The sequence below is a fragment of the Pseudoclavibacter sp. VKM Ac-2888 genome (assembly GCF_015351285.1).
Lineage (GTDB): Bacteria > Actinomycetota > Actinomycetes > Actinomycetales > Microbacteriaceae > Pseudoclavibacter.
Genome location: NZ_JADKSM010000001.1, coordinates 2,396,915 through 2,409,149, shown reverse-complemented (window position 1 = coordinate 2,409,149; position 12,235 = coordinate 2,396,915). Strand labels below are relative to the sequence as shown.

13 protein-coding genes are annotated in these 12,235 nt (G+C 70.2%); 10 read left to right on the top strand and 3 right to left on the bottom strand.

Going from position 1 to position 12,235, the window contains the following annotated elements; genetic code table 11:
* Position 1 precedes the first annotated feature (1 nt).
* Both ITJ61_RS11365 and ITJ61_RS11360 read left to right on the top strand, forming a co-directional pair.
* Positions 2 to 1,375 carry an MmgE/PrpD family protein gene (locus tag ITJ61_RS11365; RefSeq protein ID WP_194686224.1) on the top strand — a complete coding sequence of 458 codons (1,374 nt, stop codon included), beginning with the start codon at positions 2 to 4 and terminating at the stop codon, positions 1,373 to 1,375.
* Between the two features lie 9 nt (positions 1,376 to 1,384).
* Entirely contained in the window at positions 1,385 to 2,089 is a 705-nt protein-coding gene (locus tag ITJ61_RS11360) for a GntR family transcriptional regulator (RefSeq protein ID WP_104239755.1), read from the top strand.
* Between the two features lie 124 nt (positions 2,090 to 2,213).
* On the opposite strand, the gene ITJ61_RS11355 is transcribed toward ITJ61_RS11360, so the two are convergent.
* The 3 genes from ITJ61_RS11355 to tkt form a co-directional block, all read right to left on the bottom strand.
* Positions 2,214 to 2,993, bottom strand: coding sequence for an isocitrate lyase/PEP mutase family protein (locus tag ITJ61_RS11355; protein ID WP_104305663.1), 780 nt, complete (start codon positions 2,991 to 2,993; stop codon positions 2,214 to 2,216).
* Between the two features lie 156 nt (positions 2,994 to 3,149).
* Complete coding sequence (locus tag ITJ61_RS11350; RefSeq protein WP_104301009.1) at positions 3,150 to 3,731, bottom strand: nitroreductase family protein; 582 nt, start codon at positions 3,729 to 3,731, stop codon at positions 3,150 to 3,152.
* A gap of 165 nt (positions 3,732 to 3,896) precedes the next feature.
* Entirely contained in the window at positions 3,897 to 5,963 is a 2,067-nt protein-coding gene (gene tkt / locus ITJ61_RS11345; RefSeq protein WP_194686223.1) for a transketolase, read from the bottom strand.
* Between the two features lie 153 nt (positions 5,964 to 6,116).
* Here tkt and ITJ61_RS11340 point away from each other — a divergent pair, with 153 nt between their 5' ends.
* The 8 genes from ITJ61_RS11340 (at position 6,117) to ITJ61_RS11305 (ending at position 12,178) form a co-directional block, all read left to right on the top strand.
* A complete protein-coding gene (locus ITJ61_RS11340; protein WP_194686222.1) occupies positions 6,117 to 6,872 on the top strand; it encodes a GntR family transcriptional regulator in 756 nt (251 codons plus the stop codon).
* Between the two features lie 6 nt (positions 6,873 to 6,878).
* Positions 6,879 to 7,328 carry a PTS sugar transporter subunit IIA gene (locus tag ITJ61_RS11335; RefSeq protein ID WP_104305654.1) on the top strand — a complete coding sequence of 150 codons (450 nt, stop codon included), beginning with the start codon at positions 6,879 to 6,881 and terminating at the stop codon, positions 7,326 to 7,328.
* Positions 7,325 to 7,615, top strand: coding sequence for a PTS sugar transporter subunit IIB (locus tag ITJ61_RS11330; RefSeq protein ID WP_104244953.1), 291 nt, complete (start codon positions 7,325 to 7,327; stop codon positions 7,613 to 7,615). Before ITJ61_RS11335 ends, ITJ61_RS11330 begins: the two co-directional genes overlap by 4 nt.
* 73 nt (positions 7,616 to 7,688) lie before the next feature.
* Entirely contained in the window at positions 7,689 to 9,149 is a 1,461-nt protein-coding gene (locus tag ITJ61_RS11325; protein WP_194686221.1) for a PTS ascorbate transporter subunit IIC, read from the top strand.
* Positions 9,150 to 9,252: 103 nt separating this feature from the next.
* On the top strand, positions 9,253 to 9,897 hold the full coding sequence (locus ITJ61_RS11320; RefSeq protein ID WP_194686220.1) for an HAD-IA family hydrolase: 645 nt from the start codon (positions 9,253 to 9,255) through the stop codon (positions 9,895 to 9,897).
* Positions 9,898 to 9,952: 55 nt separating this feature from the next.
* Positions 9,953 to 10,672, top strand: coding sequence for an NUDIX domain-containing protein (locus ITJ61_RS11315; RefSeq protein WP_104305656.1), 720 nt, complete (start codon positions 9,953 to 9,955; stop codon positions 10,670 to 10,672).
* Positions 10,665 to 11,558, top strand: coding sequence for a dihydrodipicolinate synthase family protein (locus tag ITJ61_RS11310; protein ID WP_228496653.1), 894 nt, complete (start codon positions 10,665 to 10,667; stop codon positions 11,556 to 11,558). The genes ITJ61_RS11315 and ITJ61_RS11310 overlap by 8 nt, the downstream gene beginning before the upstream one ends.
* A 17-nt stretch (positions 11,559 to 11,575) precedes the next feature.
* Entirely contained in the window at positions 11,576 to 12,178 is a 603-nt protein-coding gene (locus ITJ61_RS11305) for a 2'-5' RNA ligase family protein (RefSeq protein WP_323744344.1), read from the top strand.
* Positions 12,179 to 12,235: the final 57 nt, after the last annotated feature.

The window sequence follows — 12,235 nt, the reverse complement described above, 5'->3', positions numbered from 1 at the left end:
CATGTCACTCGCCCGCAGCTACGCGCAGCATGCCCTCGGCCCCGTTGACCTCGACGGGGAGCGCTCCGCGTGGATGCGCGCGCTGCTCTTCGACGCCCTCGCCGTGACGCTCGGAGGCAGCGGACGCGAGTCGGCCCGAGCTGCACGCGACGCCTACGCAGGGCTCGCCACGGACGTCGCGCCGTCGTCCGTGCTCGGGGCTGCGATCCGGCTGTCCGCTGAGGATGCGGCGCTCGTCAACGGCATCACCGCCCACGGGCTGGAGCTCGACGACACCTTCGAGGAAGCGTCACTGCATCCCGCCGTTGTGCTGTTCCCGGCCCTCCTCGCCGCGGCGGAAGAGCACGGGGCGAGCTACGGTGCCCTCCTCGATGCCGCGGTCGTCGGGTACGACGTGATGTGCGACATCGGGGTCGTCCTCGGAGCCGCCGAGAGCTACGGCCGCGGCTTCCACCCGACCGGAGTCGCAGGCGCCATCGGAGCCGCCGCAGCCGTCTCCCGCCTCCTCGGCTTCGACGAGTCGCAGACGGTCGACGCCATCGGCCTCGCCTCGAACCTCGCGGCGGGCTCGCTCGAATTTGTCTCCGACGGCGCCTGGACGAAGCGCCTCAACGCTGGTCACGCCGCGGCCGTCGGAATCCGCGCAACCCGGCTCGCCGCCGTCGGCTTCGTCGCGCCGGCCGCGGCCCTCGAAGGACGCGACGGGTTCCTCGCGAACTACGGCGACGGCTTCCACCCCGACCGTGTGCGCACCATCACGCCAGGAGAATACGCCTGGCGGACGAGCATCAAGCTCTACCCCTGCTGCCGCTACATGCACGGCAATATCGACCTGCTCCTCGACGTCGCCTCGCAGCGGCCAGGCCTGTCCGCGGCCGAGGTCGACGATGTCGAGGTGGCCGTCATCGAAGCGGGCGCCCGCCTCGTCAGCGTGCCAGCAGACGCGAAGCTGCGCGTCGAATCGGCCGTGGATGCGCAGTTCAACATGCCGTTCGGCGCAGCGCTCGCGCTCACCACGGGCACCGCGACCGTCGACCAGTTCGACCGGGCGGCGGAGCTCGCGGACGAGCTGCTCCCGCTCATGAGGAAGGTGAGATGTGTGACCTCGCCTGCAGTCGAAGCGGCGTTCCCGGCAGACTGGACCGCCGAAGTGCGGGTCACCTTCACGGACGGCACCGTGCACGAGGCTTCGACGAGCGCCTACCGCGGCTCGCCCGGCGCACGCGCCTCCCGACAGGACCTGCACGCCAAGGCGAGGGGGCTCGTCGGCGAGACGTGCGCGAACGCGCTCTGGGCGCTCGTGGAACGCGACCGCACCGCATCCGTCGCGGAGCTCATGGAAGCCATGCCGCGGCCCGAATTGCCCGCTCAGTAAGATGTCCCCGTGCCGCTCCCACCCGACGAACGCCTCGAAGACGCAGCCCGTCGCTACGGCAGCATGCGCTCGTTCGCGGCCGAGTACCTCCGAGAGCGCATCATCTCCGGGGTGCTCCTGCCCGGGGAATCCCTGCAGATCGACGAGATCGCGCAGCGGCTGAAGGTGTCGGCGACTCCGGTTCGCGAGGCGCTGCAGTCGCTCCGCGTGGAGGGCTTCGTCGACGGCGTGCGCGGCCAGGGGTTCCGCGTGCACCCGATCACGGCTGCGGACATCGAAGACGTCTTCCTCGTGCACGCCAACGTGGCCGGAGAGCTCGCCGCGCGTGCCGCGCGCAGCATCTCCGATGAGCAGCTGCGAGTGCTCGAGGCCCTGCACTACGAGCTGCTCGCCGCAGCCGTGCGCGGGGACGTCGAAGCGCTCGAGGCCCGCAACAACGAGTTCCACCACCTGCTCAACCACATCGTGGATGCTCCGAGGCTCCGCTGGCTCGTCGCCCTCTTCTCCAAGTACGTGCCCCGCAACTTCTACGCGCAGATCGAGGGGTGGCCCGAGGCGACCCGTGCGGACCACACGCAGATCATCGACGCCATCAAGGCCAGGGACGCGGAGGCGGCGAGGCATGCCGCGAGCGAGCACATCATCCACTCCGGGGAGCTGCTGGCCGCGCACTTCAGGTCGGCGACGGCCTCGGCTTCTCTCCCCGAAACCTGATCTCCCCGGCCCCGGCCCCCGCCCCCAGACGCCGAAAGCGGACTTGTGGTCGTCAACCATGAGGGTTGACGACCACAAGTCCGCTCTGCATCTCGCCCCGCTCGGGGGGCGTGGATGCTCGTGCCTAGTTGAGTGCCGGGGTGTCGGTCGGGATGACCCCGTTGCCGTACAGGTCGATGGCGAGGTCGCGCAGCGCGCGCAGGGCGACCCGCTGCGTGAGCGGTCCGTAGGAGACGCGGGCGACGCCCAGCTCCTGGAACTCGGCGGCGGTGAGCGCGCCGGGGAGTCCGATGACGGACAGCTTGCCGGCGCCGAGGCCCTCGACGAGCGGCTCCACCGTCTCGCGCGTGACCGCGCCGGGGACGAAGACGAGGGACGCACCCGCGTCGAGGAACGCGCGACCGCGCGCGATGGCGTCGTCGATGCTCTCCGAGATGGGGCGCTCGCCGCCGCGCGCGATGGCGTCGGTGCGGGCGTTGAGCTGGAAGTTGACGCCCTCGGCTTCAGCGGCGCGGATGATCGCGGCGACGCGGGCGACGGACTCGTCGAACGGCCGCAGGCGGTCCTCGACGTTCGCGCCGACGATGCCCAGGCCGATCGCGCGACGGATGGTCTCCGCCGGGTCGTCGTAGCCGTCGTCGAGGTCTGCCGTGACGGGCAGGTCCACCGCATCCACGATGACCTTCGCCCCTGCGAGGGCGACGTCGAGCGACATGCCGCCGTCCGGGTAGCCGTACGAAGCCGCGATCGAGTGGCCCGCAGTCGCGATGGCCTGCGTCTCCGGGAGGGCCGCGACCGTCTGGGCGCTGATCGCGTCCCACACGTTCACGACTCGGAGGATCTCCGGGGCCTGGTGAAGTTCAGCCAAACGGTTGGCGCGGTCGGCGGTGCTGACATGTGTCATCGTGCTGTCCTCTGCTCCTGCTGTCATGAAGTTGGGTCCTGCGGTGTCGGGGCTCGGTGCCCGGAACCGGCGGTGGGGACTTCCGCCGTCAACGTGTATACGCCACGCGGCTGGGGCGAGCCGGGATGCGGCGGCGCCCGCTGCGATCCGCCGCGCTCAGCGCTCGATCTGGGCGAAGTCGCTGAGCTCGCGGCGCGAGCGGGGCGAGCTGTCGCGGGCACGGATCTCCTCGCTCACGGCGTCGGAGTCGTCGTGCTGGCCGACGGCGATGACCGTGATCGGGGTGCGGCCCGCAGGCAGCTCGAGGGCCTCGGCGAGGGCATCCACGTGGATGCCACCCAGCTGGTGCGTGTGGAGGCCGCGCGACTGCGCCTCGATCGAGAGGTGTGCGGCGACCTGGCCGGCGTCGTATTCGGCCCAGCGCAGGGGCTTGCCGTCGCGTTCGTGCTCGACGGTGACCGCGATGAGCACGGATGCCCGGTCGGCCCAGGCGAGGTTGAACTCCATGAGCGTGCCGTAGATCTTGTCGAACGTCGCCGTGCCGCGGACTCCGGCGACGAGCGTCGTGGGCTGCGTGTTGCTCGCCGACGGAGCCCAGCGTCCCGCCTCGAAGATGGCCGTGAGGTCCTCATCCGCGATGGCGTGGTTCGCGTCGAAGCCGCGGGGGCTCCAGCGGTCGGAGAGGGCATCGAGGATGGGGACGGAGGTCTCGTTGCGGACGGTCAGCTGCTCGGTCATGGGTCTCCGTTCGATGCGCGATGCGCGGGGTCTGTGGGGCGTGGTCGTTGCCACCCGAAGGTCAACAACCGCTTGTACCTGCAAGCTATTCCTGCGACCTGGGACCGCCGGGTTACATGACGCCGCGTTGCACCGACGAGGCTCGTCGGTGCAACGCGGGGAGCCTCACGCAGAGCGGCTGATCGTCGCCCGCACCGCCTCGACGACTCGCTCGGTGGTCATGCCTCGGGCTGCAAGCGCCTGGTCAGCGGGCGCCGAGAGGCCGAACTCGTCGATGCCGACGATCTCGCCGTGCACGCCGGCGAGGTCGTGCCAGCCGAACGAGGTCGCAGCCTCGACGACCACGCGGGCCGTGAGCTCGCTCGGGATGACGGCCTCGCGGTAGTCGGCGTCCTGGGCCGCGAACCACTCGCGGCTCGGCATGGAGACGACCCGGACGAGCACGCCATCGGCGGCGAGACGCTCCGCGGCCTCGAGCGCGAGTGCCACCTCGCTGCCCGTCGCGATGACGATTGCTGCGGGCGACTCGACATCCGAGACGACGTACCCGCCGCGGGGGACACCCGCGCGGACCGCGTCGGCCGGCAGGTCGAGGACCGGCACCCCCTGGCGACCGAGCACGAGCCCGCTCGGCCGTTCGCTGCGAACGATGGCGCTCCAGGCGGCCACGGTCTCGTTCGCGTCCGCGGGACGCACGACCGTGAAGCCGGGGATGGCGCGCAGGCTCGCGAGGTGCTCGATGGGCTGGTGCGTCGGCCCGTCCTGGCCGAGTGCGACCGAGTCGTGGGACCACACGTAGGTCACCGGCACTCCCATGAGCGAGGCCAGGCGGATGGATGGGCGCTGGTAGTCGCTGAAGACCAGGAACGTGCCGGCGAAGACGCGCCAGCCGCCGGCGAGGGCGATGCCGTTCATGGCGGCGGCCATCGCGTGCTCCCTGACTCCCCAGTGGATGTTGCGGCCGGCGTAGGAGCCCAGCGCGGTGGAGGCCGGAAGGAACGAGCCGCCGTCGTGGATGGCCGTGCGGTTCGGTTCCGCGAGATCCGCCGAGCCGCCCCAGAGCGAAGGAGTTGCTGCGGCGAGGGCCTGGATGGCGGCTCCGGATGCGTCTCGAGTGGAGACGCTCGTGCCGATCTCGAACGAGGGCAGGAGGCTGTCCAGCTCGGTGGGCAGGTCGCGGGAGGCGAAGGCTGCGTGGGCGGCGGCGAGCTCAGGCCTGCCCGCCCGCCACGCTGCGGCGTCGTCATCCCATCGCGCGTGCAGCTCGGCGCCGCGGTCGACTGCCTTCCTCGCGGTGCGCAGGACGTCGTCGGCGATCTCGAACGGCCCCGTCGTGACACCGAGCACCTCCCGGAGAGCGGATGCCTCGACGGCACCCAGCGGTGCGCCGTGCGAGGCCGCAGTGCCGACGGCACCGGGGGAGGGGAACGCGATCTGCGACTTCACGATCACGAGGCGCGGCTTCCCGGCGGGGCCGGGGGTGCTGAGGTGCGCATCCACTGCGGCGGTGTCGACCTCGCCGTCGGCCCGGAGCTCGACCTCGTCGACGTGCCACCCCTGGGCGCGGAAGCGATCGGCGGTTCGTTCGCTGCTCGTCAGGCGGGTGTCGCCCTCGATCTGGATGTCGTTGTCGTCGTAGACCACGGTGAGGTTGTCGAGGCCGAGGCGGCCGGCGAGTGCGCCGGCCTCGTACGAGATGCCCTCCTGCAGGTCGCCGTCGGAGGCCAGCACCCAGACGCGGCGGTCGAAGATCGACTCGCCAGCGTCCGCATCGGCGTCGAAGAGCGCGCGCTCGTGCGCGAACCCCATGGCCATGCCGACGGCCGTGCCGAGGCCCTGGCCGAGCGGTCCCGTGGTCGTCTCGACGCCTGCCGTGTGTCCGTATTCGGGGTGTCCCGGGGTGCGGGAGTCGAGGGTGCGGAACGCGCGGATGTCGTCGAGCGTGACGTCGTAGCCGGTCAGATGCAGCTGCGTGTAGAGGAGGATGCTGGCGTGTCCGCAGGAGAGGACGAAGCGGTCGCGCCCGGCCCACTCGGGGTCGCGGGGGTCGTGGCGGATGTGCTTCTGGAAGAGCAGCGTCGCAAGCGGTGCGAGCGCGATCGCGGCGCCCGGGTGGCCGGATTTCGCCTGCTCGACGGCGTCGAGCGAGAGCAGTCGCGCGGCGATGACGACGTCGGCGTCGAGGTCGTTGTCGAGGGTCGCGTCGGGGGAGGGCTCCGTGATGAGTGTCATGGAGTGATTATGTCGTCATGATGACTTAGGAAGCAAGCCATGAGATGCCCGGAAAATCAGGGGTCAGTGTTCGGCGTTGCGCTCAGTCGAGCTTCGTGTCATCATGACGACATAACGAATGCAGTTGGCACGGATGAGCGCGAGGAGGCGATCATGGAGGCAAACGCCGGCACCAGCAAGTACCTGGCGGTGCGCAAGAGCCTGCTCGAGCGGGTATCGACGATGGAGATCGGCGAGCGGCTCCCGGCCGAGCCGACACTGTGCGCCGAGTTCGAGGTGAGCCGCATCACGCTCCGGCACGCCGTCGACGGGCTCGTCCAGGATGGCAGGCTCACGCGAGAGCACGGACGAGGGACCTTCGTCACCGAACCGCAGGCCGGCGTCCACTACCCCGAGCGATTCGCCGACGAGGTCACCGGCTTCCACCGTCAGCAGACCTCGGCAGGTCACACCGTCAAGACGCGTGTGCTCCGGCAGGGCCTCGCGCCGGCATCCGAGAGCATCGCGAAGCTCCTCGGCATCGACTTCGCCGCAACCGTCGTCGAACTCGTCCGCCTGCGCTACGTGAACGACCAGCTGCACCAGTACGTCGTCACGTACCTGCCCTACGAGCGCTTCCCCGACGCGCAGACCGCCGACTTCTCCGAGGCGTCCCTCTACGCGTACCTGAACGAGCGCTACGGCGTGACCCTGCACCGCAACGACCTCGTCGTCACCGTCGAGGAGGCGACCCCCGAGATCGCCCTCAACCTCGACATCCCCGTCGGGATGCGGCTCCTCGGGATCTCATCGACCGTGTTCGACGCCGACGGCAGGGCCGTTGCAGAAGGCACGGCCTGGCATACGCCGGAGAACAGCGAGATCTCACTGAGCCTGCGCTCGAGCGGCGCACCTTCACAGGAGGACTGACCGAACATGATCGACCATCTGAGCCCCGAGAACATCCGCTTCGCCGACCACGTCGAAGGGTGGCGCGACGCGATCGAACTCGTCAGCGAACCCCTCCTCGAATCAGCCGCGATCACACGGCAGTACGTGGATGCGATGCTCGCGTCCATCGCGGCAGGCGGCACCTACATCGACCTCGGCTACGGCATCGCCCTGGCGCACTCGCGCCCCGAGCACGGCGTGCTCGACACGGGCCTCTCGGCCCTCTGGGTTCGCCCCGCCGTGCTGCTCAACGACGAACCCGCGCATCCCATAACGCTCTTCTTCTGCCTCGCGGCGACCGACTCATCGAGTCACCTCGCCACCATGGCCAAGCTCGGAGAGCTCCTCACCGACGACGCAGCCCGCAACTCCCTGCTCGCTGCGACAACGACCGCCGAAGTCATGGCGGTCCTGAACGCAGGAGAACATCAATGACGAAATTCCTCGCAGTCTGCAGCTCGGGCCTCGGCAGCAGCTTCATGGTCCACCTCAACATCGAGAAGGTCCTCAAGGAGCTCGGCGTCACCGACGTGACCGTCGACCACGCCGACCTCGGCTCCGTGAGCCGCGGTGACGCCGACACCATCTTCGTCGGACGCGACATCGCGGAAGCAGCCCAGGACCTCGGCGACGTCGTCGCCCTCGACAGCATCATCGACCTGAACGAGCTGCGCGCCAAGGTCGGCGAGGCGCTCAGCCGCAACGGCATCGCGACCGCGTAGCCGGTCCCCTCCTTCTCCCCAACTTCCGGAGCGCTCTCCCGCGTCTTCGGCTCCATCGAAAGGACAGCATCCGATGGATGCAGTACTCGATGTCTTCTTGGACATCTTCACCCAGCCGGCCGTCATCGTCGCGCTCATCGCCCTGATCGGGCTCGCGGTCCAGGGCAAGGGCTTCAGCGACGTGCTGAAGGGCACGGTCCGCACGCTCGTCGGCTTCCTCGTGCTCGCGGCCGGCGCCGGCGTCGTCGTCGGGTCCCTCGACCCGTTCGGCGTGATGTTCCAGGCCGCCTTCGACGTGCAGGGCGTCGTGCCCAACAACGAGGCCATCGTCGCGCAGGTGCTGCTCGACTACGGTGCCGCGGCCGCGCTCATCTTCTTCTTCGGCATGGTCGTCAACATCTTCCTGGCCGCGACGACACGCTTCAAGTACGTCTACCTCTCGGGGCACGTGGCGTTCTACATCGCGGCGATGTTCGCCGTCATCTTCGGCGCGGCCGGATTCGAGCCGTGGGCCGTCATCCTCTGGGGCTCGATCGCCCAGGGCATCTACATGGTCGTCTCGCCGGCGCTCGTGCAGCCGTTCATGCGCAAGGTCACCGGCACCGACGACGTCGCCCTCGGCCACACGGGAGGCGCCGGCATCGCGCTGAGCGGCCTCGTGGCCCTCGCGACCCGCGGCAAGGGAACCTCCAAGTCCACGGAGGACCTGAACTTCCCGAAGGGCCTCGGCTTCCTCCGCGACACCACGGTCATCGTCGCCATCTCGATGGCGATCATCTACGTCATCGTCGGCCTCTTCGCGGGCGCCGACTACATCGAGACCGAGCTGTCCGACGGCCAGAACTTCATCGTCTTCCTGCTCCTGCAGGCCGCGACGTTCTCGGCGGGCGTGTTCATCATCCTCGCCGGTGTCCGCGTCGTGCTGGCCGAGATCGTCCCCGCCTTCAAGGGCATCTCCGAGAAGCTCGTCAAGAACGCGAAGCCGGCGCTCGACGTGCCGATCGTCTTCACCTTCGCACCGAACGCCGTGCTCATCGGCTTCCTCTCGAGCTTCGTCGGCGGCATCGTCGCGATGCTCGCCATGGTCGGCATGGGAACGACGATCATCGTCCCGGGCGTCGTCGCGCACTTCATGACCGGCGCGGCATCCGGTGTCATCGGCAACGCCGCTGGCGGACGCCGTGGCGCAGTGCTCGGCGCTTTCGCGAACGGTATCGCGATCTCATTCCTGCCGCTGCTCCTGCTGCCGGTGCTCGGCGAGGTCGGCCTCGCGAACTCGACGTTCTCGGATGCCGACTACGGGGTCTTCGGTCTGCTGCTCGGCGGCCTCTCCATCGCCGGCGGCCAGATCGCCATCGTCGTGGGTCTCTTCGTCGCACTCGCCATCCTCTACACGCTCACCCTCGTGCTCGGTCGCCGCGACCGCGCGAAGCTGCGCGCCGAGGTCGCGGACATCGACGAGTCGGCGCAGTTCGGTTCGACCACGGCCTCGGCCGGAGCGTCCACCTCGACGGGTTCAGGCTCCCGCCGCTAAGGCAGCGCAACGCACGCGAGCAGGGCGGGAGCACACGCTCCCGCCCTGCTCGCGTCGCCGCCTGCCCCGCACCACGCTTCCTCCAGCTCTCGAAAGGGCACAGATGACCTCCACCGTCCACCCCGTCGCCGGGTTCCTGTTCGACTGCGACGGCGTCCTCGTAGACTCGCTCGAAGCCGCCGCGGTCGCCTGGGACGCGTGGGCCGAGACCCACGCGCCCGGCTACGACTTCCGCACGCAGGTCGAGCACGGCGTGCGGGCCGCGGACACCGTGGCGCAGCTCGTGTCACCCGACTCGTTCGCCGGGGCCTTCGCCGCCCTCGAAGCCGCGGAGATCGCGGGGGCGGATGCGACGCTCGCCATCCCCGGCTCCATCGACCTCACGGCGAGCATCCCCGACGCCAGCTTCGCCGTCGTCACCTCCGGTACCCGAGCCCTCGCGGAGGCGAGACTGCTCGCAGCCGGCCACCGCGTCCCGGCCGCGCTCGTGACCGCCGAGAGCGTCACGAAGGGCAAGCCGGACGCCGAACCCTACCGGCGAGGAGCCGAGCTGCTCGGGCTCGACCCGGCCGACTGCGTCGCGCTCGAGGATGCCCCAGCGGGCGTGGAAGCGGCTCGAGCCGCAGGAGTCGGGTTCATCATCGGCGTCGGCGACCACCTCGGAGATGCTGTCGTCGACGCTCACGTTCTCGACCTCCGCGCGCTGAGCTACGAGGGCGGCCGCCTGACGATCGTCGACGCGCTCTAGAAGTTCCCACGCCGCCCGTCTTGCTCTCGCTGGGCGCATGAAGCATCGTTAGGCCATGTCGTCTCACGAGCACGCACTCACCCACGGTCACCTCGGCGTCGACGTGCCCGACAGCCGTGGCCGCACCGGCCTCGACCGGGCCGGTCGCGAGCTGACCCGCAACCCGAACGTCGAGATCGAGAACGTCGAGGTCACCTCCGACGGGTGGCACGTGCTGCGTCGCACCACGTTCCGCTACCGCGGACGCGACGGCGAGTGGGCGACGCAGCAGCGCGAGACCTACGACCGCGGCAACGGCGCCACGATCCTCCTCTACGACCTCGAGAGCCGGAAAGTGCTGCTCGGCCGCCAGTTCCGCTACCCCGTCTACGTCAACGGACACCCCGACGGCATGCTCCTCGAGACCGCGGCCGGCCTCCTCGACGGCGACTCGCCGGAAGACGCCATCCGCCGTGAAGCCGAGGAGGAGCTCGGCGTCGTCGTCGGCGAGGTGACGCCCGTCTTCGAGCTGTTCATGAGCCCGGGTTCCGTGACCGAGAGCATCCACTTCTTCGCGGCCCCCTGGTCGGCGGGCGCCCCGGTCACCGGTGGCGGCGGCGTCGAGGAGGAGGGCGAGGAGATCGAATCCGTCGCGCTCGACTTCGATGAGGCGCTTCGCATGGTCGCCAGCGGTGAGATCCAGGACGCCAAGACCGTGCTCCTCCTGCAATGGGCCGCCCTAAACCTGCCATGGCCCGCCACGAACACCGACGCGCAAGGGGGAGCCCATGTCTGATTCGCTGTTCGAGGGCGTCAGCGCCTTCCCCCTCACGCCCGTCACATCGACGGGCATCGATGCAGGCAGCTATGCGGCGCTCGTCGAACGGCTGCAGTCGGCCGGCGTCGACTCCATCAGCGCCCTCGGCTCGACCGGCAGCTACGCCTACCTCGACCTCGCCGAACGGGCAGCCGTCGCGAAGCTCACCGTCCAGCACGCAGGCGCCGTGCCCGTCATCGTCGGCATCGGCGCCCTCCGCACCCGCGACGTGCTCGAGAACCTCCGCTCCGCGGAGGACGCGGGGGCCTCGGCGGTCCTGCTCGCCCCCGTCGCCTACCAGCCCCTCACCGAAGACGAGGTGTACGGGCTGTACGAGGACGTGGCAGCCACCTCGGGCATCCCGATCATCGTCTACGACAACCCGACCACCACCGGGATCGTCGTGAGCGACGCCCTGCACGCGCGCATCGCCGGCCTCGACCTCGTGCGATCCATCAAGATCCCGCCGGCGTCCCTCGACGTCGCCCAGGTGAGCGCACGCGTCACCGCCCTCCGCGACGAGGTCGGCTCGCCCATCTCCGTCGGCATCAGCGGAGACCCGTACGCGGCCTCCGGGCTGCTCGGCGGCTGCGACGTCTGGTACTCGGTGCTCGCGGGAGTGCTGCCCGAGCCCTGCCTCGCCATCACGCGAGCCGCCCTCGGCGGGGAAGCGGAACTCGCGATGAGCCTCTCCGCGCGGCTCGACCCGCTGTGGGAGCTGTTCCGCGCGCACGGCAGCTACCGGGTCGCATCCGCGATCGCCGCCCAGCTCGGTCTCGTGCCGACCGTGAACCTCCCGCGGCCAGTCCACGAGCTCGACGCCGCGGGGCAACGAGCCGTCGCCGGCGCACTCCGCGCTCTCTGAGGTGGGCAGCATGAGCCGTGAGTGACATCGTCAGCCTCGAGCTGCTGTTCGACACCGCTACGGAGACGCAGATCCGGGAGGAGTGGCGGCTGCTGCAGGAGCTGGGCGTGTCCAGCATGGGCGCGCACACCGGGGCGAGCAACCGTCCGCACCTGTCGTTGCTCGTTCGCAGCGCCTCGCCAGATGAGGTGCGGGGCGAGGGGGAGGGTACCGAGGCGGCCTCTGGTCAGGGTGATCCTGGCGGGCCGCCGTTGCTCGACGTCGATGCCGTCCGGGATGCAGTAGCCAGGCTGCCGATCGCCCTCACGCTCGGCGGCCCGCAGCTGTTCACGTCCGGAGCGCGCGCCGTCCTGGCCCGAAGCGTCGTGCCATCCGCCGGCCTGCTCGAGTTCCACGCCGAGCTGCACGCGCGTGCGGGCGACGCGGAGATCGCAGTCGACCTGCCGCACACGACGCCCGGGAGCTGGACGCCGCACGTGACGCTCGCCCGGCGCCTGAGGCTCGCCGACCTGGAGCGAGCGCTGTCCGCGCTCGAGCTGGCGCCGCTGCCCGCGCTCGCCACCGAGCTTCGGCTCTGGGATGCGCGCGTCGGTACCGTCCAGCTGCTGGGCGGCTCCTGACCCCCGCGCCCCGCCCTTGCCCCCTCTCTCCGCTCCGCACCGCCCGCACCGCCCGCT

Bases quoted from the DNA above. Each gene is read 5' to 3' on its own strand.
- ITJ61_RS11365 (WP_194686224.1), top strand. From the start codon at position 2: ATGTCACTCGCCCGCAGCTACGCGCAGCATGCCCTCGGCCCCGTTGAC.
- ITJ61_RS11355 (WP_104305663.1), bottom strand. From the start codon at position 2,993: ATGACACATGTCAGCACCGCCGACCGCGCCAACCGTTTGGCTGAACTT.
- ITJ61_RS11350 (WP_104301009.1), bottom strand. From the start codon at position 3,731: ATGACCGAGCAGCTGACCGTCCGCAACGAGACCTCCGTCCCCATCCTC.
- tkt (WP_194686223.1), bottom strand. From the start codon at position 5,963: ATGACACTCATCACGGAGCCCTCCCCCGACGCGACCCTCGACAACGAC.
- ITJ61_RS11340 (WP_194686222.1), top strand. From the start codon at position 6,117: ATGGAGGCAAACGCCGGCACCAGCAAGTACCTGGCGGTGCGCAAGAGC.
- ITJ61_RS11335 (WP_104305654.1), top strand. From the start codon at position 6,879: ATGATCGACCATCTGAGCCCCGAGAACATCCGCTTCGCCGACCACGTC.
- ITJ61_RS11330 (WP_104244953.1), top strand. From the start codon at position 7,325: ATGACGAAATTCCTCGCAGTCTGCAGCTCGGGCCTCGGCAGCAGCTTC.
- ITJ61_RS11325 (WP_194686221.1), top strand. From the start codon at position 7,689: ATGGATGCAGTACTCGATGTCTTCTTGGACATCTTCACCCAGCCGGCC.
- ITJ61_RS11320 (WP_194686220.1), top strand. From the start codon at position 9,253: ATGACCTCCACCGTCCACCCCGTCGCCGGGTTCCTGTTCGACTGCGAC.
- ITJ61_RS11315 (WP_104305656.1), top strand. From the start codon at position 9,953: ATGTCGTCTCACGAGCACGCACTCACCCACGGTCACCTCGGCGTCGAC.
- ITJ61_RS11310 (WP_228496653.1), top strand. From the start codon at position 10,665: ATGTCTGATTCGCTGTTCGAGGGCGTCAGCGCCTTCCCCCTCACGCCC.